This window comes from Plantactinospora sp. CNZ320, from assembly GCF_002846275.1.
On the sequence record NZ_PJMP01000001.1, the window covers coordinates 685,268 to 706,694 of the forward strand.

General features: G+C 71.5%; 22 protein-coding genes. 6 read left to right on the forward strand and 16 right to left on the reverse strand.

The genetic code is table 11. The features are described 5' to 3' along the window. Positions 1-35: 35 nt before the first annotated feature. The gene (locus CLT71_RS02795) at positions 36-968 is read right to left on the reverse strand and encodes a DMT family transporter (RefSeq protein ID WP_101365708.1); all 933 of its coding nucleotides are present in this window, start codon (positions 966-968) and stop codon (positions 36-38) included. On the opposite strand from CLT71_RS02795, the gene CLT71_RS02800 reads away from it, so the two are divergent. Continuing rightward, positions 967-2,361, forward strand: a complete 1,395-nt coding sequence (locus CLT71_RS02800; protein WP_101365709.1) for an aminotransferase-like domain-containing protein — start codon at positions 967-969, stop codon at positions 2,359-2,361. The two genes, CLT71_RS02795 and CLT71_RS02800, sit on opposite strands and share 2 nt — an antisense overlap. Before the next feature lie 37 nt (positions 2,362-2,398). Here the strand turns inward: CLT71_RS02800 and CLT71_RS02805 are convergent, their stop codons facing one another. Beyond that, a complete protein-coding gene (locus CLT71_RS02805; protein ID WP_101365710.1) occupies positions 2,399-3,163 on the reverse strand; it encodes an alpha/beta fold hydrolase in 765 nt (254 codons plus the stop codon). Positions 3,164-3,404: 241 nt separating this feature from the next. Here CLT71_RS02805 and CLT71_RS02810 point away from each other — a divergent pair, with 241 nt between their 5' ends. Continuing rightward, on the forward strand, positions 3,405-4,256 hold the full coding sequence (locus tag CLT71_RS02810; protein WP_101365711.1) for an alpha/beta fold hydrolase: 852 nt from the start codon (positions 3,405-3,407) through the stop codon (positions 4,254-4,256). A gap of 104 nt (positions 4,257-4,360) precedes the next feature. Here the strand turns inward: CLT71_RS02810 and CLT71_RS02815 are convergent, their stop codons facing one another. The 7 genes from CLT71_RS02815 to CLT71_RS02845 form a co-directional block, all read right to left on the reverse strand. Next, positions 4,361-4,588, reverse strand: coding sequence for a ferredoxin (locus CLT71_RS02815; RefSeq protein WP_101365712.1), 228 nt, complete (start codon positions 4,586-4,588; stop codon positions 4,361-4,363). Beyond that, positions 4,585-5,790: a cytochrome P450 gene (locus CLT71_RS02820; protein WP_101371085.1), complete on the reverse strand. Its 1,206-nt coding sequence runs from the start codon at positions 5,788-5,790 to the stop codon at positions 4,585-4,587. The genes CLT71_RS02815 and CLT71_RS02820 overlap by 4 nt, the downstream gene beginning before the upstream one ends. A 190-nt stretch (positions 5,791-5,980) precedes the next feature. After that, positions 5,981-6,625 carry a response regulator transcription factor gene (locus CLT71_RS02825; protein ID WP_101365713.1) on the reverse strand — a complete coding sequence of 215 codons (645 nt, stop codon included), beginning with the start codon at positions 6,623-6,625 and terminating at the stop codon, positions 5,981-5,983. After that, positions 6,577-7,884, reverse strand: a complete 1,308-nt coding sequence (locus CLT71_RS02830) for a sensor histidine kinase (protein ID WP_101365714.1) — start codon at positions 7,882-7,884, stop codon at positions 6,577-6,579. Before CLT71_RS02830 ends, CLT71_RS02825 begins: the two co-directional genes overlap by 49 nt. Before the next feature lie 97 nt (positions 7,885-7,981). After that, a complete protein-coding gene (locus CLT71_RS02835) occupies positions 7,982-9,820 on the reverse strand; it encodes an ABC transporter ATP-binding protein (RefSeq protein ID WP_101365715.1) in 1,839 nt (612 codons plus the stop codon). After that, complete coding sequence (locus CLT71_RS02840) at positions 9,817-10,359, reverse strand: TlpA disulfide reductase family protein (protein ID WP_101365716.1); 543 nt, start codon at positions 10,357-10,359, stop codon at positions 9,817-9,819. Before CLT71_RS02840 ends, CLT71_RS02835 begins: the two co-directional genes overlap by 4 nt. Positions 10,360-10,634: 275 nt before the next feature. Next, the gene (locus CLT71_RS02845; RefSeq protein ID WP_143743346.1) at positions 10,635-10,868 is read right to left on the reverse strand and encodes a hypothetical protein; all 234 of its coding nucleotides are present in this window, start codon (positions 10,866-10,868) and stop codon (positions 10,635-10,637) included. 145 nt (positions 10,869-11,013) lie between these two features. On the opposite strand from CLT71_RS02845, the gene CLT71_RS02850 reads away from it, so the two are divergent. Beyond that, the gene (locus CLT71_RS02850; protein ID WP_158242162.1) at positions 11,014-11,862 is read left to right on the forward strand and encodes an AfsR/SARP family transcriptional regulator; all 849 of its coding nucleotides are present in this window, start codon (positions 11,014-11,016) and stop codon (positions 11,860-11,862) included. Here CLT71_RS02850 and CLT71_RS02855 read toward each other — a convergent pair. The 6 genes from CLT71_RS02855 to CLT71_RS02880 all read right to left on the reverse strand — a co-directional run bounded on the left by CLT71_RS02855 (position 11,846) and on the right by CLT71_RS02880 (position 17,519). Beyond that, positions 11,846-12,373 carry a MauE/DoxX family redox-associated membrane protein gene (locus CLT71_RS02855; protein WP_101365719.1) on the reverse strand — a complete coding sequence of 176 codons (528 nt, stop codon included), beginning with the start codon at positions 12,371-12,373 and terminating at the stop codon, positions 11,846-11,848. The genes CLT71_RS02850 and CLT71_RS02855 overlap by 17 nt on opposite strands. Before the next feature lie 76 nt (positions 12,374-12,449). Continuing rightward, a complete protein-coding gene (locus tag CLT71_RS02860; protein WP_101371086.1) occupies positions 12,450-13,271 on the reverse strand; it encodes an RNA methyltransferase in 822 nt (273 codons plus the stop codon). A gap of 93 nt (positions 13,272-13,364) precedes the next feature. Continuing rightward, entirely contained in the window at positions 13,365-14,255 is an 891-nt protein-coding gene (locus CLT71_RS02865) for a carbohydrate ABC transporter permease (protein WP_486483009.1), read from the reverse strand. Further along, positions 14,252-15,217: a carbohydrate ABC transporter permease gene (locus tag CLT71_RS02870; RefSeq protein WP_101365720.1), complete on the reverse strand. Its 966-nt coding sequence runs from the start codon at positions 15,215-15,217 to the stop codon at positions 14,252-14,254. The genes CLT71_RS02865 and CLT71_RS02870 overlap by 4 nt, the downstream gene beginning before the upstream one ends. 120 nt (positions 15,218-15,337) lie before the next feature. Continuing rightward, positions 15,338-16,627 carry an ABC transporter substrate-binding protein gene (locus CLT71_RS02875; protein WP_101365721.1) on the reverse strand — a complete coding sequence of 430 codons (1,290 nt, stop codon included), beginning with the start codon at positions 16,625-16,627 and terminating at the stop codon, positions 15,338-15,340. Between the two features lie 505 nt (positions 16,628-17,132). Continuing rightward, on the reverse strand, positions 17,133-17,519 hold the full coding sequence (locus CLT71_RS02880) for a DnaJ family domain-containing protein (RefSeq protein ID WP_101365722.1): 387 nt from the start codon (positions 17,517-17,519) through the stop codon (positions 17,133-17,135). Between the two features lie 201 nt (positions 17,520-17,720). Between CLT71_RS02880 and CLT71_RS02885 the strand changes: the two genes are divergently transcribed. From CLT71_RS02885 to CLT71_RS02890, 3 genes are all read left to right on the forward strand, one after another. After that, entirely contained in the window at positions 17,721-18,908 is a 1,188-nt protein-coding gene (locus CLT71_RS02885; RefSeq protein WP_199187488.1) for a metallophosphoesterase, read from the forward strand. A 47-nt stretch (positions 18,909-18,955) separates the two neighbouring features. Beyond that, a complete protein-coding gene (locus tag CLT71_RS36325; protein WP_158242163.1) occupies positions 18,956-19,078 on the forward strand; it encodes a VOC family protein in 123 nt (40 codons plus the stop codon). Between the two features lie 147 nt (positions 19,079-19,225). Then, complete coding sequence (locus CLT71_RS02890) at positions 19,226-20,671, forward strand: hypothetical protein (RefSeq protein WP_143743347.1); 1,446 nt, start codon at positions 19,226-19,228, stop codon at positions 20,669-20,671. Positions 20,672-20,696: 25 nt separating this feature from the next. Here CLT71_RS02890 and CLT71_RS02895 read toward each other — a convergent pair whose 3' ends face one another. Continuing rightward, on the reverse strand, positions 20,697-21,404 hold the full coding sequence (locus CLT71_RS02895; RefSeq protein ID WP_486483010.1) for a GntR family transcriptional regulator: 708 nt from the start codon (positions 21,402-21,404) through the stop codon (positions 20,697-20,699). Between the last annotated feature and the right edge of the window lie 23 nt (positions 21,405-21,427).

Genomic DNA, 21,427 nt, shown 5'->3' on the forward strand with positions numbered 1-21,427 from the left:
GTGGTCCGTCCACTGTGCACCAGGGACCACGGCTGTCAACCACGGAGCACGGCCGGTGCTCGCGACCGGGTGCGCTGGATGAGTACGACGCAGGCCAGCACCGCTAGCGCGGCCCCGACCGAGGCCGGGGTGACGGTCTCGCCGAGCAGCAGCGCCGACCAGGCGAGGGTGAGCACCGGCTGTGCGAGCTGGATCTGGCCGACCTGGGCGATGCCGCCCCGGGCCAGGCCCGCGTACCAGGCGAAGAAGCCGAGGAACATGGAGACCAGGGTGAGGTAGCCGAACGCCGACCAGCTGACCGCGTCTGCCTGCGGGGGATGGGCCACGGCGGCGGCGACCGTGACGGGGCCGGTGACGGGCAGCGAGAGCAGCAGGGCCCAGCAGATCGTGCGGGCGCCGCCCAGCTCGCGGGCGAGCGCACCGCCCTCGGCGTAGCCCAGACCGCAGAGCACGACCGCGGCGAGCAGCAGAAGGTCGGCTGCGGAGAGGGCGCCGTGCACCGCACCACTGGCGACGAGGAACGCCAGCACCGCCAGCAGTCCGGCGGTGCTGGCGAGCCAGAACAACAACGGGGGACGTTCGCCGGCCCGCAGTACCGCGAAGACCGCTGTCATCGCCGGCAGGACCGTGATGACGACCGCGCCGTGTGCCGAGGTCTGGGTGACCAGCGCCAGCGAGGTGCAGAGCGGGAAGCCGACGACGACGCCGAGGGCGACGATCGACAGCCGCCGCCACTGGTCGGGGGTGGGGCGGGGCGCGGCGGTGATCCGCAGGTACGCCCAGGCCAGCAGCGCCGCGCCGACGGCCCGCCCGAAGGCGACGAACCACGGGTCGAGTTGCCGCACCGCGACCCGGGTGGCCGGCAGGGACATGCTGAAGGCAAGCACCCCGAGCGCACCGAGGGCGAGGCCGGCCAGCCGTTCCGCCGTTACCGTCGTCGGGGCAGTAACGCTACTCTGTCCTCTCATGGACCACGGTAACGCCGCGCATCGCGTTATCCAAGATCTGCGTCAGCTCGTGGCTGTCGCGGCGCCCGGCACGCGGCTGCCACCGGTGCGCGAGCTGACCGCGCGGCACCGGGCCTCGCCGGTCACCGTCGCCCAGGCGATCCGGCAGTTGGTGGCGGAAGGGCTGGTCGAGGCGCGGTCCGGCAGGGGAACCTTCGTGGCCGTCCCGCCGCAGCGGCGGGCCGTCCCCGACCTGTCCTGGCAGACAGTGGCGCTGGGTCCCCGCCGACCCGGCGAAGCGGAGATGCAGGCGCTACTGGCGTTACCGCCCACGGGTGCGATCCCGCTCTCTGGCGGTTATCTCGACGCCGATCTCCAGCCCACCGCCGCGCTCGGCGCCGCGCTCGCCCGCGCCGCCCGGCAGTCCGCCTCCTGGCAGCGCGGACCGGCGCACGGGCGCGAGGACCTCCGCGCCTGGTTCGCCCGCGAGGCAGGAGGCGGGCTGCGCGCCGACGACATGGTGATCTGCCCCGGCGGACAGGCGGCGCTGTCGACCGCACTGCGCGCGCTGGCCTCGCCCGGCGACACCCTGCTCGTCGAGTCGCCGACCTACCTCGGCGCGCTGGCCACCGCCCGAGCGGCCGGCCTGCGGGTGGTGCCGGTACCCGCCGACGTCGACGGGGTACGCCCCGACCACCTCGCCGCCGCCTTCGCCCGTACCGGCGCCCGGCTGTTCTACTGCCAGCCGCTGCACGCCAACCCGCACGGCGCGACACTTGCGGCACACCGCCGGGCCCGGGTCGCCGAGGCGGTACGCGACGCGGGCGCGTTCCTGATCGAGGACGACTATGCCCGCGACCTCACCATCGACGGGGAGAGCCCACCGCCACTGGCCGCCGACGACCCCGACGGACACGTGGTCCACCTGCGCTCCCTGACCAAGTCGACGGCACCCGGGCTGCGGGTCGCCGCCATCGGGGCCCGTGGGCCGGCCGGCGCCCGGCTGCGTACCGCCCGGTTGCGCGACGACCTCTTCGTCGCCGGCCCGCTGCAACAGGCCACCCTGGAGTTCGTCAGCTCCCCGGCCTGGGTACGGCACCGGCGCACCCTGCGTACCGAGTTGCGGACCCGCCGGGAGGCGCTGCTCGCCGCGCTCCGTCGGCACCTGCCCGAACTCGCCGGACAGCCCGTTCCACGGGGCGGCATGCACCTGTGGGTCCGGCTGCCCGAGGGCGCCGACGACATCGCACTGGCTTCCGCCGCGGCTGCCGAGGGGGTGGTCGTCTTTCCCGGCCGTCCCTGGTACGCCGCCGAACCACCGGCCGCGCACCTGCGGCTCAGCTACGCCGCCGCCCCAGCCGAGCTGATGGACGAGGCCGTGCGCCGCCTGGCCCGGGCCCTCCGCCCCTGCTGACCGCGGAGTTTCGCTCGCTCAGGCACAACCGCAGCGGTCAGGCCGGCCGGGTCTCGCGGAGGAAGTCGAGGATCAGCGCGGTCGTCTCGGCGGGGCGTTCCAGGCTGGGCAGGTGACCGGCCCAGGGAAGTTCGAGGTGCCGGGCGTCGGGCAGCAGCGCGGGCAGCCGGGCGGCGATCTGCCGGAAGTCCGCCAGGTCGTACCGGCCGGAGACGGCGAGACAGGGCGCGGTGATCTGACCGAGGTCGGGCTCGCCGAGATCGAGTCGCGGAACCTCCTCGGTGGCGGCGAGTTGGACGTCGAAGGCGTGCCGCTGCATCTCGCGTACCCGATTCCGGGTCGCCTCGTCGGCCTCGGGCCCCAGCCAGGTCCGGACGTTGAGCTCGACGGCCCCGGCGACGTCGCCGGCCTCGACCAGCTCGTCCTCCTGGCGGCCGAATTCCCGCAGCTCCGGACCGGGCAGGTGGCCAGGCATGCCGGCGCAGAGCAGTGCCAGCGCGGTCGCCCGGTCCGGCCAGCGGGCGGCCACCTCCAGGCCGACCCGGCCGCCGAACGAGGCGCCGACCAGCGCCACCCGGTCGACCCGCAGCGCGTCGAGCAGGTCGCGCACGTCCTGGGCCTCGGCGTAGGGGCGGTCCGGCACCGGGGTCTCACCAAAGCCCCGGAAGTCGCAGCGGATCACCTGGTAGCCGGCATCGAGCAGGGCGGGCCACTGCGGGTCCCACATCCGCCGGTCGCAGACGGAGGAGTGCAGCAGCAGGAGCGCGGGGCCGTTTCCGGCGACATCGTGTGCGAGCGTCATCGGGGCCCACCCTAGGCCCGGCCCGTTGGGCCCACCAGCGAATATCCCCCGGCCGGTGGGCGCCCGCGGTGCAGGGGATTACGGCATCCCGCCGGCATGGTGGGGACGGACTCGATAGGCTGACCGAGGCCGGCAATTTCGACAATTTACGCAATTGTCGCCGAGGTGCCGTGTCCGCTAGTCGCCGGTCGACGCGGCCGCCGCGCCCGGCGGGCGAACCACGGGGGAAGGGAAGAGTCGGGTGCCCTATCTGACTGTCGGCGTGGAGAACTCCGCGCCCATCGATCTGCACTACGAGGACCACGGCGCCGGGCAGCCGGTGGTGCTCATCCACGGTTTCCCGCTCAGCGGCGCGGCGTGGGAGAAGCAGATCAACCCGCTGCTCAACGCCGGCTACCGGACCATCACCTACGACCGGCGGGGATTCGGCACCTCGAGCCAGCCCGCCGTGGGGTACGACTACGACACCTTCGCCGCCGACCTGAGCATCCTGATGAACGAGTTGGACCTCACCGACGTGATCCTGGTCGGCCACTCGATGGGTACCGGCGAGGTGACCCGGTACATCGCCAACTACGGCTCGGCCCGGGTGAACCGGGCGGTCTTCATCTCGCCGATCCCGCCGTTCCTGCTCAAGACGGAGGACAACCCGGAGGGTGTCGACCAGAGCCTCTTCGACGGCTTCATGCAGAGCGTGATCACGGACCGGCCCAAATACCAGACGTCGTTCCTGCACGACTTCTACAACCTCGACGAGAACCTCGGCAAACGGGTCAGCGACGAGGTGGTCCGGATGAGCTGGAACGTGGCGGTGGCCGCCTCGCCGATCGGCACCCTGGCCTCCATCCCCGCCTGGCTCACCGACTTCCGGCAGGACCTGCCCCGGATCGACGTACCGGCACTGATCATCCAGGGCGACGCGGACCGGATCCTGCCGTATCCGGTGACCGGGCAGCGGATGCACGCGGCGATGCCGAACAGCCAGCTCGTCACCCTGAAGGGCGCGCCGCACGGCATCCCGTGGACCCACGCCGACGAGGTCAACCAGGCGCTGTTGGACTTCATCAGGACCCCGGTCGACGCGCTCCTCTGAGCCCGTCCGGCCCGACCCGCGTCATGGGCGGGCCGAGCCGACCGTCCGGCGTCACGGGGGCGCCGGACGGTCCGGGGGTCACGCCTCGGGTGCGACGAGTCCGGTCACGCCTCGGGCGCGATGAGTCGCTGGTCCTCCGCGTCCCGGACCAGGATCGCCTCTACCGGGCAGGACTCGGCCGCGTCGACCACCGGGTCGGCCGGTTCGACGGTCTCGGCCAGCGGGGTGGAGAACCCGTCGACGAGCTGGAAGTGCCCCGGCGCCATGCCGGCGCAGATCCCGGAGCCGATGCAGCGGTGCGGGTCGACGGTTACCCGCCAGGCGGCGCTCACCAGGCCACCGGCAGGGCGAGCGGTCCGCGTACCAGCAGGCCGCTCTTCCACGGCACCTCCGGCTCCGGTACCGCCAGTCGCAGTCCGGGCAGCCGACCGACCAGGGTACCGATCGCCACCTGCAACTCCATCCGGGCGAGCTGCGCGCCGACGCAGTGGTGCACACCGTGGCCGAAGCCGACGTGCGGATTGTCCCGCCGACCCAGGTCCAGCCGGTCCGGGTCGGCGAAGACGGTGCCGTCCCGGTTGGCCGAGCCGATCGCCGGCAACACCGGCTCACCGGCCCGGACGAGTACGCCACCGAGTTCGATGTCCTCCGTCGCGTACCTGGGGAAGGCCGAGGCGGCACCGAGGGGGACGTACCGCATCAGCTCCTCGACGGCGCTCGGGATCAGCGCGGGATCGGCGCGCAGCCGGGCCAGCTCCGACGGGTTCTCCAACAGCACGTAGACGAAGTTCGGGATCTGGGTCACCGTCGTCTCGTGCCCGGCCGCGAGCAGACCGGCGGCGAGTTGCACCAGCTCCTGTTCGGTGAGCCGGTCCTCGTTCTCGTCCCGGGCCCGGACCATCGCGCCGAGCAGGTCGTCGATCGGCTCGCGACGGCGGACGGCGACCAGGTCGCCGATGTAGCCCCAGAGGCTCTCCAGGTATTCCTGGATCTGCTGCGGGCTCAGCGAGGTGGTCGAGACGATCGCCTCCGACCAGGTGTGGAACCTGTCCCGGTCGGCGAACGGCACACCGAGCAGCTCGCAGATGACCTGGATCGGCAGCGGGGTGGCGAAGTGCTCGACCAGGTCGACCGGCGGACCGACCTCGACCATCCGGTCGACCAACCCGTCGGCGATCTCCTGGGCGCGGGCGCGGAGCAGCTCCACCCGGCGGGCGGTGAACGCCTTCGCCACCAGCCGGCGCAGCCGGGTGTGGTCGGGTGGGTCCATGCCGAGCATGCCGAGATCCGGTTGCCGGGGCATCGTCCGGGGCTGGTCGCGCCCGACCCCGGCGGCGCGGCTGAACCGGGCGTCGCCGAGTACGACCCGGACGTCGGAGTGGCGGGTGGCGAGCCAGGTCTCCTCGCCGAAGGGCAGTTGCACCCGGATCACCGGCTCGTCGCGGCGCAGCCGGGCGTAGTGCGGGTCGAGGTTGAGTCGGTCGGGGGCGGCGAACGGGTAGGGGCGGGCGGTCACCTGCCGGCTGTCCGTCATCTCGGATCCCTCCGTCGAACGGGCGCGGTCGACGCTACGGTGGGTGACGATCGGCTTCACCGTGTGGTGATCAGTGCGATCGGGCCATCGGCGCGGGGTAAGGCACTGATGGCGGATAGTAGCGAATTACACTGATCAATTCCATTGCTCACATTGGAGGGTCAGCGGTATCCGGTCGCGCCGGCCGCGCTCAGGCGTTCAGGTACGCCAGTACGGCGAGTACCCGCCGGTTGTCGTCCTCCGACGGCGGCATGCCCAGCTTGCTGAAGATGCTGTTGATGTGCTTGCTGACCGCCTTCTCGGTGACGAAGAGCCGACCCGCGATCGCCGCGTTCGACCGGCCCTCCGCCATCAGGCCGAGCACCTCCCGCTCCCGGGCGGTGAGCGGGTCGAGCGGATCGGCGCCGGGACGGTTCGCCAGCAGTTCGGCGATCACCTCCGGGTCCATCACCGTGCCGCCGGTCGCCACCCGGCGCACCGCGTCGACGAACTGGCCCACGTTGGAGACCCGGTCCTTGAGCAGGTAGCCGATGGCACCGCGGCGGTCGGCCAGGAGTTCCCGGGCGTAGAGCTGCTCGACGTGCTGCGAGAGCACGAGCACGGGAAGTGTCGGAATCCGGGTACGCGCCTCGATCGCCGCCTTGAGCCCCTCGTCGGTGAAGGTCGGCGGTAGCCGTACGTCCACCACCGCCACGTCCGGGCGGTGCTCCACAAGCGCCGGCAGCAGCGCCGGCCCGTTGTCGACCGCGGCGACGACCTCGAAGTCGAACGCCTGGAGCAGCCGGGTCAAGCCGTCCCTGAGTAGGGCGAGGTCTTCGGCGATGACAACTCGCACGGCAGCTCCATGGTCACTGTGGTGGGCCCGCCGGATGGGCTGGCCACGGACATGGTGCCATCAAAGGCGGCGAGCCGGCGTTCGATCCCCCGCAGACCGGTTCCGCCGGCCGGGTCGGCCCCGCCGACCCCGTCGTCCCCGACCACCATGATCAGCCGGCCCTCGCCGTACCGCAGCCGTACCCGGGCACTGCGCGCCGCGCTGTGCTTGGCGACGTTGGCCAGCAGTTCGGCGGCGGTGAAGTAGACCGCCGACTCGACCGGGGCCGGCGGCCGGCCCGACAGTTCGGAGTCGACCTCGACCGGTAGCGGCAGTTTCAGCGCGAGCGCCCGGATCGCGCCGGCCAGCCCGCGCTCGGCCAGCACCGGTGGGTGGATGCCCCGGACCAGGTTTCGCAGCTCGCTCAGCGCCTGGCCGCTGGCCTGGCGGGCCTCGGCCATCAGCCGCCGGGCCGCCGCCGGGTCACGGCTCATCAGTTCCTCGGCCAGCCCGATGCTCATGCTCAGCGCCACCAGCCGGGCCTGGGCGCCGTCGTGCAGGTCCCGCTCGATCCGGCGCAGCTCGGCGGCCTGCGCGTCGACGGCCTGCGACCGGCTCTCGGTGAGCTGCCGGACCCGCCGGTGCAGCGCCGCCCTGCTGGTCGGTGCCAGCAGCGCCCGGATGAAGCCGGCGTGCATCCGGTGCAGCAGGTCACCGACGACACCGGCGAAGAACAGGATCAGGGCGCCCTGCGGCAGCGCCAGCAGGGCCTTTTCGAGGGTGTCGGCCGGCCAAACCGCACCGTAGCCGTACCAGACGTCGAGGGCCCAGAGCAGCACCGGCACTCCGAACAGCCCTTCCAGGCCGTAGACCACCAGGCAGACCGGCAGCAGCCCGAGCACCAGCCCGACCGGTATCGACGCGAGCAACCAGAGCAGGTCCCGCCAGGTGGCCGGGTCGGTCACGATCCATTGGTACCGGCCCCAGATGGTCGACCGCTGCGGTGCCGGCCGGTAGGGACTCGGCACCTCCCGGCCGGTCCACCGCCCAGCGATGCCGCGGTTGAGCCTGGCGAGGTGGCGTACCCCGGCGGTCACCACCGGGAAGGCGAGGAGGCCCACGCCCAGCACCGTGAAGACGAGGGAGAGCACCGAGAGCACCAGCAGGGGAATGTTGGCGATCACCGAGAGTACGGCCAGCAGCAGCCCTTCGGCGCCCTGCACGAGCCGGCGCCGGAGCCGGGGCCACGGCGGTGGCCGGGTGGTGGTCGCGAGGTCCATCCGGCCATTCTGGTCGACCCGCCCGACCTGGATCTGTGGTGCTACGACCACCACCGTGCGGAGGCTGCCTCCACCACAGCTGCCGGGCGGCCCCCGCTCAGCGCGGCGCCGGCTGGTAGCCGGCGGCCTGGAGGTTGAACAGCCGGGCGTACGCCCCCTGCGCCGCCAGCAGTTCGTCGTGGCTGCCCTGCTCGGCGATCACACCGTCGCGGAGTACGACGATGTGGTCGGCGTCCCGGATTGTGCCCAGCCGGTGCGAGATGAGCAGCGTGGTCCGGCCCTCCCGCAGCCCGCGCAGCCGCTGGTGCAGGTCCGCCTCCGCCTCGGCGTCCAGCCCGGCGCTCGGCTCGTCGAGGATCAGCAGGTCCCGGCCGGCGCGCAGGAAGGACCGGGCGAGCGCGACCCGTTGCCACTGCCCGCCGGAGAGCAGCACGCCGGAGTTCATGTCGTCGGGGTCGGCCGGGTCGGCGAACGCCCTGCTCAACTGGGTCTCGTACCCGTGCCGGAGCGCGACCAGCGCGTCGTGCACTCCGGCCCGCTCGGCGGCCGTGACGATCCGTCCGGTGTCGTCGAGCGCGCTGGTGTCGCCGACGCCGATGTTCTCGGCGGCGGAGAGGTCATAGCAGACGAAGTCCTGGAAGGTCGCTCCGATCCGCTCCCGCAGCTGGACGATGTCCAGCTCGCGGTAGTCGACACCGTCCCAGCGCAGGCTGCCCCCGGTGGGGTCGTAGAACCGGGTCAACAGCTTCACCACGGTGCTCTTGCCGGCACCGTTGAGGCCGACCAGGGCCACCGTCCGGCCGTGCGGGATGGTCAGGTCGACGCCGCGCAACACCCACGGATGCCCGTCGCCGTACCGGAACCAGACGTCGCGCAGTTCGATGCCGCCGCGCAACGGCGGCACCGGCTCCGGGTTGGCCGGCAGGGGCAGGTCGGGGGTGCTGGTCAGTACCTCCCGGTAGTGGATGAACCGCAGCAGGCCCTCGTGCGCTTCGGCCACCCGGCTGATACCGGTCGCGATCGCACCCTGTATCCCGGCCAGGGCCGCGATGAAGATCGTCACGTCGCCGATGCTCAGTCGACCGCCGCGCGCGGCCACGACCGCCCAGACCAGGCCGACCCCGGCTACCACTGCACCGGCCACTGCCAGCCCGGCCTGCACGAGGACCTCCCGGCGGTCCATCTTCCGGTTCGCGGCGTTGAGCGCACGGAGTTCTGCGATCATCCGTTGACCGAAGAGGCCGCCGAGGTTGAACAGCCGGATCTCCTTGGCCGAGGTGAGGCCGGTCAGCAGGTCGGCGTAGAAGAACTGGCGTCGCTCGATCGGGCTGAGCTGCCAGACCAGCCCGGCCCGCTGCCTGGACAGCCGCAGTTCGGCGTGCGCGGTCGGCACGGCGGCCAGGGCGAGCAGCGCGACCATCCACGGGTTGAGCAGGGCAAGTGTTCCGGCGAAACCGGCGATGGTGATGACGGTGCGCAGCAACTCCAGCCCACTGCCGGTGACGGCTATCGGGCTGTTCCGGCCGGCGTCGTCGGCGACGTTTAGGTGGTTGCGGAAGGCGGGGTCCTCCAGCCGGACCAGGCCGGGCAGCCGGTCCACCGCGGCGTACAGGTCGGCCTGTGCCCGTACCGCGACCGCGCGGCGCCACTCGGCCGCCACGTACCCGTGCAGGTGTGGCAGCGTGGCGATGGCGACACCGGCCAGGGCCAACCCGACCGCCAGCCCGATCACCGTCGCCACCGGGCTGTCTCCGGTCCCGGTGAGCCGGTCCACCACCAGCTTGGTGAGTACGCCCACCAGGACCGGGGTCACCCCGGCGGCGATCGCGATCAGCGCCTGCGCCACGGCCGCTCCCGGGGCGGCCCGGTAGGCCAGGCTGACGGCGGCGACGACCAGCCGGAGCTCCACCCTGCGGTGGGTCTGTCCAGACGTCACGCGGCAACCGGGGTGGGCAGGTCGCTCCACCCGCTGCTGCTGCGCGAGACTGTGCCGGTCGCGTCCAGCAGGCACCAGCCCGGAAACGCGCTCACCTGGAACGCCCTGGCCAGTTCGCCATGGGTCTCCTCGACGACCACCCGTGCCACGCCGACGAGCCGGCTCGCCGTCTCCGGGCCGTCCGGGCCGCCGTCGCTGACCACGGCGAGCACCTGGCCGCGCCCACCGGGGAAAGCGCTCGCCTGCGCGACGAACCGGGGCAGCGCCTCTGTGCACGCTGGACAGTCCGGGGTGAAGAATGCGACGAGCACCTCGCCGCGCAGATCCTCCCGGCGCACGGTGTTGCCGTCGGTGTCGGTCGCGGTGAAGTCGCCGGGGGTCTGCCCGGCCTCGATGATGCCGGGGTCGGCCCGCGCCGCACGGTGGCCGGCCAGCAGGTCGGTGTGTTCCCGGAGCCGACGGATCACGGCCAGGGTGAGCACCAGGTTCAGCGTGCCCAACGCGCACGCCAGGACCACGGCGGTGACGAGATATGGCATTGTGCTCTCTCTCCTTACTGTCCCCGGCCTGATTCACGCGCCCGGCCCGATTCATGCGGTCGGCGCGGTGCCGGCAGGGCGGTGCACGCGGCCCGGTCGCGCGCCGGGGAATGCCCGCGACCGGGCCACGTGCTCGTCAGCACGTCCCGGCGCAAGAGGTTGCGCCGGAACGTCAACGCTGAACCACCGGGGCCGTCCCGTCGCCGTACCCGGAGGGCACGACGACGGATGCCGTCAGTGGTCGTTGTGGCACAGGTACGGGCTGGCGCCCGTGCTCAGCACCTCGAGGTCGTCGGCCGGCAGCGCAGGCAGGCGCAGTTGCTGTTGGAGAAGCAGTCGCAATCCTGCCACCAGCCGTTCCGGCAGATCAGCCGCTGAACGACCGAGCCGCAGTCGGCCGCCGAGGCGGTGGTCTGCGGGACGAGACGGGCGAGCATCCGGTCGCCAACCGCGTTGATGAATCGGAACATTCCGATCACCTCCTCTTTATCGATCACTGTGGCTGTCATGGTGGATCAACCTGTTGGATACTGACTGGACGCGCAATGGATGACCTGAGCGTCACGATCACGTTGCCGTGCGTAAAAAACGGGGGGAACAATGTCGGAGTCTGCGGGCGGATCGGCGGAACTTCGGGTATGTCTGCTGGGACGCGTGCGGCTGTGGCGGGGCAGGGCTGAACTGCCGGTCGGTCCACCACAGCGGCGGGCGGTGCTGGGCCTGCTCGCCCTGGCCGAGGGCCAGCCCGTCGGCCGGGACGATTTGGTGGACGCCCTCTGGCCCGACGGAGCGCCGAGCAGCGGCGCGAACGTCATCCAGACCCACGTGAAACACCTGCGGCGGGTACTCGAACCTGGCCGGCCGTCCCGGATGGCGAGCCGGCTGCTGCCGACGGTGGGCACCGGATACCGGCTGGCGGTGGATCCTGCCACCGTCGACGCGCTCCGGTTCCGGCGACTGGTGGCCGAGGCCCGCGCGGCGCGCGGTGGCGACGACCAGGCGCGGGCCTGGGAGTTGAGTGGGGAGGCGTTGCGGCTCTGGCAGCCGCCGCTGGCCGACGTACCCGTGCTCGCCGGTCATCCGTGGACGGCGTCGCTGGCCCTGGAGGCGCAGTTGGCGCTCTCCTGGTGGGTCGCCGCCGCGATCCGGCAGGGCCGGGCCGAGGAGGTGCTACCCCTGGCGCGCGAGCGGGCCCAGAGCCGGCCGCTGGACGAGGAGGCCCAGGCCCACCTCATGCGGTGTTACGTCGCACTCGGCTGGCGGGCGGAGGCCTTCGCCGTCTTCGACGCCGCCCGGCGGCGGCTGGTGGCCGAGCTGGGTGTGGAGCCGGGCTCGGCGCTCACCGAGGCCCAACAGGAGTTGCTGATCTCGACCCGGGTTGCCGGTGCACCCTCCACCCTGATGCGACGAGCCAGGTCGACGGCCGCCAGGCCGGCCGGCGGTGACGACCCCGACCAGGTCCGGCGCCGGCCGGCGCCCCGACGGGCTAGCGGACCGGCTTGACCAGCGCGACGATGTCCTCGGCCGCCGTGGTCAACATGCCCAGGACCAGGCCGGTGATGCCGGCGACCACCGCGTACGGCAGATCGAGGGCGGCTCCGGTCGACAGTCCGAGCACGCCCAGCACCGCCACGCAGATCAGGGACAGGTTCCGCACCAGGTGCGGCACGCCCAGCGGGGTGCTGGAGGCGCCGAAGCACCGGCACGGAGCGCGGTTGCCGCGTGCCACCGCCAGCCCGATCGCGACGGTGAAGGCGCTGAGCAGGCCGATCGCGAGTGCGAAACCGAGCAGACCCACCAGACGCAGCGGCACGAGCAACAGGATGGCGGCGAGCGCCTCCACGGTCACCGTCGCGGTCGCCGCCGGCCGCACCAAGGGCGCCGGCAGTTGCCGCAACTCGCGTAGTGACTGGACGAAGTCCCGCCAGGCGGCCTTGGTGGCGACCTTGTTGACGACGGCCACGACGAACACCGCCGAGAGGAGCACTCGGCAGGCCACCTCCAGATAGCGCACAACCGGAACCTATCGGCTCCGCCGTCGTACGCCAACCGCCGTCGCCACCCACATCGGAGTGATCCTCTCTGGAGGCTCAGCGTCGGCGGCGCTGCCGGGACGCCTCGTAGAGGGCGACCGTGCCCGCGGTAGCGGCGTTCAGCGAACTCGCCGATCCGCTGATCGGGATCCGGAGCATCCGGTCGCAGGACTGCCGCCATGCCGCGCTGAGCCCGGAGGTCTCGTTGCCGACCAGCAACACGGTGGGACCGGTCAGGTCGTGCTCGGCGATCTCGACCTCGCCGGTCTCGTCGGTGCCGACGACCTGCACCGGCAGGCCCCGGTCACGCAGCGCCGCCACCCAGTCGAGTACGTCCCGGTGCGAACCGGTGCGGACCACCGGCAGCGCGAAGAGCGAACCGGTGCTGGCCCGGACCGCTCTCGGGTCGTACGGGTCGGCGGCGTGCCCGACCACCACCAGCCCGGCGGCGCCGAACGCGTCGGCGGAGCGGATCAGGGTGCCGATGTTGCCCGGCGCGGTCGGCCGGTCGAAGATCACCACCAGCGCGTCGGGTCCGACCGGGATCCGGTCCAGCCGGTCCGGCGGCAGTTCCAGCACGGCTACCAGCTCGGGCAGTTCCTCGTCCTTGCCGCCGAGCTCGTGCAGCAGGTCGGGGGCGACCGCGACCCGGCTGCCGGTGGTCTGGTCGAGCAGCTCCCGGGCCCACCGGGACAGCGGTACGCCGTCCGGGTGCAGCAGCGCCCGCACCGGCCAGCCCTGCCGCACCGCCACGCTGATCGGCCGGACCCCCTGCACCACGAACTCACCGGCCCGCTGCCGCTTGGTGCGGTTGGTCAGCAGTGCCGACCACTGCTGGAAGCTCGCGTTGCGGGTGGTGACCCGCAACGTCCGGGACACCCGGGCGGAGTTGCCGACACGGTCCGTACGCACCGCACGACGATACCGCCGGCCGGATGGGGTGCCGTCGCCCACCGCCGGGGAGGGTGGCCGCTACTTCGTGGCGCCGCTGGTGAACCCGTTGTAGATGAAGCGTTGCAGCAGCAGGAAGACGACGAGCGTCGGGATGATCACCAGGATGACCCCGGCCGAGATCACCTCCCACTGCGCTCCGAACGGCCCCTTGAAGCGGAACAGCGAGGTGGAGATGACCCCGAGGTCGCGGTCCGGCATGTAGAGGAACGGGATGTAGAACTCGTTGTACATGGTGATCCCCTTGATGATCACGACGGTGGCGATCGCCGGCTTCAGCAGGGGAAGGATGATCCGGAAATAGATCGTGAGATGGTTGGCGCCCTCCAGCGCTGCCGACTCGTCCAGCTCCCGGGGGATGCCCCGGAGGAACTGCTGGAAGATGTAGATCGAGATGATGTCGGTGCCGAGGAAGAGCAGGATCGCCGACCACCTGGTGTTGAACAGGCCCAGACCGTTCACCACCTGGAAGGTCGCCACCTGGGTGGTCACCCCGGGCACCAGGGTGGCCAGCAGGAACAGCATGATGATGGTCTTGCGGAACCGGAACTCGAACCGGTCCAGGGCGTACGCCGCCATCGAGCCGATCAGCACCGTACCGGCCAGCGACACGGCCAGGATGACCGACGTGTTGACGAAGGCCCGCAGCATGCCGCCCTGGGTGAACGCCGTGACGTAGTTGTCGAGGTTGAACCAGTTGCCGGGCGGGTCGAACGGCGCCCCGTTGATGAACTCGTCGTTGGTCTTCAGCGAGGCCATCAGGAGCACCAGCAGCGGTGCCAGGACCACCACCGAGGCGACGACCAGCGAGGCGTACTTGAGGGTCACCGCGACCCGGGCGCCGAGCGGGGTGCCGGCCCGGACCTGCCGTCGGGACGGCGTACCGGGGGAGCGGTGGGCGGTCAGGCTCACGTCAGGTTCACCTTCTCCTCGGGTACGACCCGGCGCTGGATCCAGGTGAGCAGCAGGATGATCGCGAGGAGTACGACCGCCATCGCCGAGGCCAGCCCGACCTTGTAGTACTTGAACGCCATGTCGACGGTCTGGATCACGAACGTCTCGCTGCCGTTCGCGCCGCCGGTCATGATGTAGGGGATCTCGAAGACCGACAGCGACCCGGAGATCGCCAGGATGAACGAGAGTCCGACGATCGGCCGGATGCCGGGCAGGATCAGGAAGCGGAACTGGTGCCACCGGTTCGCCCCGTCGATTTCGGCCGCCTCGTAGAGCTGGGCCGGGATGGACCCGATGGCGCCGAGGAAGAGTACGAAGTTGAGCCCGAGGTAGCGCCAGACCGACGTACCGGCGAGCGAATAGTTGATCACCTCTGGGTCGCCGAGCCACTGCTGTGAAAGGTTGCCGAGGCCGAAGACCCGCAGCGCGGAGTCGAGGGTGCCGCCGGGCTGGAAGAAGTAGAGGAAGACCATCGCGATGGCGACGCCGTTGATCAGGTACGGGAAGAAGATGATCCCCTTGAAGAGGTTGCGGAACCTGACGTTGAAGCTCAGCACGGTGGCGAAGTAGAGGGCCAGCGCGATCTGCAGCACCGACGCGCCGATGTAGTAGAGGCTGACCCGGAGCACCTCGAAGAGTTCCGGGCGGGTCGCGATCTCGACGTAGTTGCCGGCACCCACGAACTCCTTGGTCGGACTCAGTCCGTTCCAGGAGGTGACGCTGTAGCCGAACATGTTGACGACCGGGACGTAGGTGAAGACCACGAGCAGCGCCACCGGCACCAGCAGGAAGAGGTACGGGGTGAGGGTCTTCCGGCGGCGCGGCACCGGCCGGCGCGGGCCGGTGGGTCCGAGCCGCTGCCGAAGCGGCGGGCGGGCCGATCCGGAGAACCGACTCGCGGTGTTCGTCGGAGTTGCCATGGGGAACGCAGACCTTCCGGGTCGAGCCGGACCGTCACGTCGTCGTGCCGGTGGCGCGGGGCGGTCGGGCGACACTGGCACCCGCCCGCCCCGCGTGGGTACGCGGAACCGGGGCAGCGCCTACCGGACCTTCGACCTCGTCTCCGCCCACTTCTTGTTCAGGTCGGCGAAGATCTGCTCCTTGGTCTCCTTCTTCGCGCCCCGGGCCGCGTCCACGATCCGCTGCCGGTACGTGCCGTCCCAGAGCGCGATCTCGGCGGCATTGCCGATCTTGTCGGCCAGCCCCTCCTCGCCCTTCGGCGCCGGGTTGTACTCGATGAACTCGGTACCCGCGGCGGTCAGGTCGGCCAGGGTGCTCGGCATCGCCTGGCTGATCACAGGTGAGATGCCACCCTGGTCGACGGCGTAGTTGGACTCCTCGGCGAACCAGTCGATCCAGGCCCGGGCGGTCGCCTTGTTCTTGGAGTTGATGTTGATGCCGTTGTCGTAGTCGCCGCTGATGACGCTGTGGAACTTGCCGTCGACCTGGGTCGGGAACGGCAGGTACCCGATGTCCGCCTTGTCCGTGGCTGCGGCCTGCATCTGCACGATCGACCAGGAGCCGAGCATCATCGTGGCGATCTTGCCGGTGCCGAGCATGCCCTTGGACTGCTCCCAGTTGGTGGTCGTCGGGTCCGGCTCGGTCAGCCCGCGCTGCACGGCGTCGAAGAGCAGCGAGTCCATGACGTGGTGTTCCTTGCCGGGCGCCCACGGGGCGTCGTCCCTGGCCAGCTTGATCGCCGAGTCCGGGTCGCCGCTGATCCCGCCCCGGTTGCCCTCCCACTGGCCGAGCGGCCACTTGTCCTTGTAGTTGGTGTAGAGCGGGATCGCCTCGGTCTTCTCCTTGATCGCGGCGAGCGCGCCGAGGAACTCCTCGGGCGTCTTAGGCGGCGCGGTGACTCCGGCCGCCTGCCACACCTTCTTGTTGTAGACGAAGCCCTGGGCGTTGCCGGTGATGGTGAGGCCGTAGACCTTGTCGTCGAGGCGCTGCTCGGTGCGGACGAAGCGGTACTTCTTCTCCAGCTCGGCGACCGTGCCGAGCGGCTCGAAGAAGGTCGGCAGCAGGTCGGTGGTGACCGAGTTGGGGATGAGGAGCACGTCACCGTACTCCTTGGTGTTCATCCGGATCCGGACCTCGCCCTCGTAGTCCGTGATCGCCTCGAACTTGACGGTGGTGCCGGGGTACTTCGCCTCGAACTTCTTCTTGTAGTCCTGGAAGACCGTGTCGACGATGTCGGTGCGTTGGGTCAGCACCGTGATCTCGCCGGTGACGGCGCCGTCGGTGCCGCTCCCGTCGTCGCCACCGCCGCAGCCCGTCGCCACGGCCAGCGCCAGCACGAGGAGGGCGCCGGCCAATCCGTGTTTTCTCATATGCGCGTTCCACCTTTCGGTGTCCACATTGACATTGGCGATGCGTAGTGGCGCGCCTCGGAGGGTGGGATAGGCGTCGCGACTTGCAGGGAAGGTACACGCGGGTTACAGCGGTGTCAACGACGTCACAACCCCTTGCGGCAACTGAACTGTTAAGTCGGTAAACCGGTTCAGGCAGAACGTCGGATGTGTACCCGATGACCAGCGGCGGAACCCCGGGAGACTGGTCCGGTGTGCGCCGCAGCGCAGCCTGTGAACCGGTTTAGGTCGACCCGGATGGTCGCCTCCTCCGACGGGCACGTAGAGCGCGCAGACGTCATACCCCTACTCAGCGACGGTCGACGCTATGTGTTTGCCGGTACGGCGGCGATGACAAGACGACCGTTCGGCTGGCTAATGTGCCGCGCCGGCGTCGCGTACTCGACCCGGAAGTGGTGTCGAATGGTTCGTCGAATCGTCCGCGAGGGCTACGAGGTGGACGGAGTGCCGAGCAGGCCGGGCGCCGCTACCGCCCCCGCCGCTGGCGCCAGGTCTCGACGACCTGTTCGACGTCGAAGGTCGGCAGCACCACCGGTGGCCCGTCGACCAGGCCCCGCCGGGCCAGCACGATCCGTTCGTTGAGCGCGGTCACGACGGCCCGGACCGTCGACTCCGAGGACTCCCGGGCCAGCCGCCGAGGCAGCTCCTCGGCCTCCTTGCGGATCATCAGCGAGGCCGGCCCGATGTCGGTGAGGTTCTCCCGGCGTACCCAGTCCCGGATCCACCAGTTCTCGTCGTACGTGCCGCCGTGTCCCGGCAGCGGCTTGCCGGCCCCGGGGAGGTTGTCGAACTCGCCGCGCTCCTGGGCCTCGCGGATCTGGCGTTCGACCCGGGACTCGTACCCGCTCGGCATCGATCGCCCTCCTCGTCCCGCCCCCGCCGGCCTGCGTGGATGTCGCCGGTACCGAGTCTAGGTCGGGCGTGCGGCCCCTTCGCTGTGCCGGCGCTCAGCAACGTGGTCGAGGCGGCGACGCCCGTGTCATGCTGCACGGACCGGCCGCGCCGTCGGCGCCCGGTGCACCGGCCGGGCCGAGCGAGTTGAGGAGTTCCCGCTGTGTCAGCCAGCGAAGCGACACCCGCGGTGCCGGTGGCGCCGGCCCGTCGGTTGCTGCGACCCCTGCTGTTCGGCCTGACCCTGACCACCGTGCTGGGGCTGCTGTTCGGTGTGCCCTGGTGGACGCTTGTCGCCGCCGGTGCGCACTGGCCCGGCGGAGTCTTCGCCGCCGGCACGGTGCTCTTCGCGGTGGCCCTCGCCGGGTTGCCGGTGCTGATGTTCCTCGGGCACGGCCGTGGGCGGGACTGGGCGGCCCGGACCGGTGACACCCTGCTCGGCGTGGTCTGGGTGCTCTTCGTCTGGGCGGTGCTCGGCAACCTGCTGCGGGCCGGGCTCGCGGTCGGCGGCGTCGCCGACCCCACCCGGTCCCGGATCACCGCCGGTGCGGTCGCGGCGGTCTCGGTGGTGCTGCTCGCCTGGGGGTACGTCGAGGCGATGCGGTTGCCCCGGATCCGCCGCGTCGAGGTGCCGATCGGTCGACTCGGCCCGGGGCTGGACGGTCTGCGGATCGTCCTGCTGACCGACACCCACTACGGTCCGATCGACCGGGCCGGTTGGTCGGCCCGGGTCGTGGCGGCGGTCAACGAACTCGATCCGGACATCGTCTGCCACACCGGTGACATCGCCGACGGCAGCGTCGCACAACGCCGGGCCCAGGCCGCGCCGCTCGGCGAGGTGCGCGCCCGGCTCGCCCGGACGTACGTGACAGGCAACCACGAGTACTTCGGCGAGGCGCAGGGCTGGCTCGACCACATGCGGGACCTCGGGTGGGAGCCGCTGCACAACCGGCACGTCGTCGTCGAGCGGAACGGCTCCCGGTTGGTGGTGGCCGGGGTCGACGACGCGACCGCCGGATCGTCGGGACGTCCCGGGCACCGACCCGACCACGCCGCCGCGCTGGCCGGCGCCGACCCGGACCTGCCGGTGGTGCTCCTCGCCCACCAGCCGAAGCAGGTCGGGGCGGCGGTGGCGCACGGTGTCGACCTGCAACTGTCCGGGCACACCCACGGCGGGCAGATCTGGCCGTTCAACTTCCTGGTCCGGCTCGACCAGCCGACCGTGCAGGGGCTGACCCGGCACGGCGACCGGACCCGGCTCTACACCAGCCGCGGCACCGGCTTCTGGGGGCCGCCGCTGCGGATCTTCGCACCGAGCGAGATCACCCTGCTGACACTGCGCCGCGGCTGAGCCGCCGCGGAACCCTCCGGCTGGGGTGGCCGAGGAAGTGAAGCCGGTTGATTACTCTCGGTGCGCGTCGGCTCGACGTGGGGCAGCGGGGAACGGAACCGTTCGTCGTACTCGCCGATCCGGAGGGGAACGGATTCTGCCTGCTGGACCGTCCCACCCGACGGGCCTGATCCCGGGGTCGCCGAACGGTCGTCGAATTGCCGAGACATTGATGCTGGTGTATTTTTCCTGACAGGATCCGACCGGTTTGCGCGGGTCTGGCGGAGGGAGCGCTCATGTCCGCACTCGGCACGTCCACCCTACGGCGGAGACTCTCCGTGTTCGCACTGGCGGCCGTCTGCGCCTGGAGCGTCGCGCCGCACCAGTCGGCCTCCGCCGCCGGACGGTCGGCGCCAGCCAGTTCCGCTGACACGCTGTACGCGACCCTGCTGCCCGCCGTCCCAGAGGTCGAGACCCCGCAGCTCGCCGTACGCTGGCCGGGCCGTCCGGCGGTGGCGTTGAGCGTCTCCCTGCACGGCGCCGGGCGGGACACCCCACTCGTGGCCGACCGCCCGCTCGACACCGGGGCGAACCTGGTCGCGCTGCCGCTGCCCGCCGAGGCCGTCGGCGCCCTGCGGTTGCGGGTCCGGGACAGCGCCGGAACCCTGCTGCACGCGTCGACCCGGGACCTCGACGCGCTCCGGCACTCCTCCGGGTTCGGCTGGTCGACCGGCGACACCCGGGCGACCGCCGCTCCCGGCCTGTACGCCGGAGGCACCTTCACCCGGGCCGGTGGCACCGCCGTCGACCACCTCGCCACCTGGAACGGCTCCGCCTGGTCCCGCCCAGGCGGGGGATCAGGCGCCGGACCGGACGGTTCGGTCACCGCACTTGCCGTCTACGAGGGCGACCTGATCGCCGGCGGCAGTTTCCTCACCGCCGGTGGGGTACGGGTGAACGGCATCGCCCGCTGGGACGGCACCGCCTGGGGCCCGTTGACCGGCTCGTCCGGTACCGGCGTGCTTACCAACTCGCTCGACTTCGTCGACGCGCTCACGGTCTTCGACGGTGAGCTGATCGTCGGCGGGCAGTTCCTCCGGGCCGGCGGGATCACCGTCAACCACATCGCCCGGTGGGACGGCGCCGAATGGCGGGCGCTGGCCGGGCCCGGCGGCACCGGTGTGGACGTACCCTCGGTCTGGGACCTGGCCGTGCACGACGGCGCGCTGATCGTCGGCGGTGGATTCAGCCAGGCCGGTGGCGCGGCGGCGAACGGGATCGCCCGGTGGAGCGGCAGCGTGTGGTCGACCCTCGGCACCGGCTTCAACGGGGACGTGCTGGCGCTGGCCGTGCACGACGGCGCACTGGTGGCCACCGGCGGCTTCACCCAGGCCGGCGGCACCGCCGCCAGCTACGTGGCCGAGTGGACCGGCAGTGCCTGGGCCGCCCTCGGCGCCGGGCTCGACGCCGAGGGGCGGGCGCTGTCCGTCTTCGGCACGGAACTGGTCGTCGGTGGCACGTTCACCCAGGCGGGCGGGGCCGCGGCGAACTACGTCGCCCGGTGGGACGGGTCCCGGTGGTCCGCGTTGGGCGCGGGTACCGACGACATCGTGCTCGCGCTGGCCGTGCACGACGGCCGACTCGTCGCCGGTGGCTTCTTCACCCGGGCCGGCGGAACGACCGTGAACCACGTCGCGGCCTGGAACGGCAGCGCCTGGGCCGCCCTGGGTGGCGCGGCCGGAGTCGGCACCGACGCCGGGGTGTACGCACTGCACGCCATCTGAGCGCCGGTCGGGAATCCGTCTTCCGTCAGCGGCGTGCGGCCACGCTCTCCGGCACCCCGTCGACGTACGCGTCGACGAGTTGCCGCTCGGCGGTGCGCAGGTAGTCGTCGAGTACCGTGTGCGCCCGTTCCACCTCGCCGCCGCGGATCAGCTCCAGCAGCTCCCGGTGCCGGTCCAGATAGGGCTGGTGGAAGGTCTGCGGCGCGGCCATCACGTGGAAGGCGAGTCGGATCTCGGCCAGCGTTTGCCGCATGATCTCCTCGATCCGGGGGCTGCCGGCCAGGCCGGCGATCGCCTGGTGGAACTGCATGTTGGCGGTGCCGACGTCGGACCACCGCTGCTCTGCCGCCGCCTGCTCGCCCTCGACCAGCGCGGCCTCGATCGCGTCCGTCGCCCCGGCCGGGCTGTTGCGGGCGTTGCTGACGGCGGCGCACTCCAGCACCCGGCGGACCCGGTAGATGTCCACCACGTCCTGCACGTCCAGCACCCGGACGAAGACCCCCCGGTTGAGTTCGTGCACGACGAGCCGCTCGTGCATCAGCAGCCGGAACGACTCCCGCAGGGTGTTGCGGGAGACCCCGAGCGCCGCTCCGATCATCTCCTCGGAGAGCCGGGTGCCCGGTAGCAGGGCTCCTTCGGTGATCCGCGCGCGCAGAATCTCCGCCACCCGCTGCGCGGTGCTCGCCCGGGTGATCAACGAACGGTCGTCCTGCAGCTTCGCCAGCCACGTCACGCGGTCATTGTCCTTCATACCGT

What these genes read in the sequence shown, in the direction of transcription:
- CLT71_RS02800 (WP_101365709.1), top strand. Translation starts at nt 967, where the DNA reads ATGGACCACGGTAACGCCGCGCATCGCGTTATCCAAGATCTGCGTCAG.
- CLT71_RS02795 (WP_101365708.1), bottom strand. Translation starts at nt 968, where the DNA reads ATGAGAGGACAGAGTAGCGTTACTGCCCCGACGACGGTAACGGCGGAA.
- CLT71_RS02805 (WP_101365710.1), bottom strand. Translation starts at nt 3,163, where the DNA reads ATGACGCTCGCACACGATGTCGCCGGAAACGGCCCCGCGCTCCTGCTG.
- CLT71_RS02820 (WP_101371085.1), bottom strand. Translation starts at nt 5,790, where the DNA reads ATGACGGACAGCCGGCAGGTGACCGCCCGCCCCTACCCGTTCGCCGCC.
- CLT71_RS02830 (WP_101365714.1), bottom strand. Translation starts at nt 7,884, where the DNA reads ATGGACCTCGCGACCACCACCCGGCCACCGCCGTGGCCCCGGCTCCGG.
- CLT71_RS02840 (WP_101365716.1), bottom strand. Translation starts at nt 10,359, where the DNA reads ATGCCATATCTCGTCACCGCCGTGGTCCTGGCGTGCGCGTTGGGCACG.
- CLT71_RS02845 (WP_143743346.1), bottom strand. Translation starts at nt 10,868, where the DNA reads ATGACAGCCACAGTGATCGATAAAGAGGAGGTGATCGGAATGTTCCGA.
- CLT71_RS02870 (WP_101365720.1), bottom strand. Translation starts at nt 15,217, where the DNA reads ATGGCAACTCCGACGAACACCGCGAGTCGGTTCTCCGGATCGGCCCGC.
- CLT71_RS02875 (WP_101365721.1), bottom strand. Translation starts at nt 16,627, where the DNA reads ATGAGAAAACACGGATTGGCCGGCGCCCTCCTCGTGCTGGCGCTGGCC.
- CLT71_RS02880 (WP_101365722.1), bottom strand. Translation starts at nt 17,519, where the DNA reads ATGCCGAGCGGGTACGAGTCCCGGGTCGAACGCCAGATCCGCGAGGCC.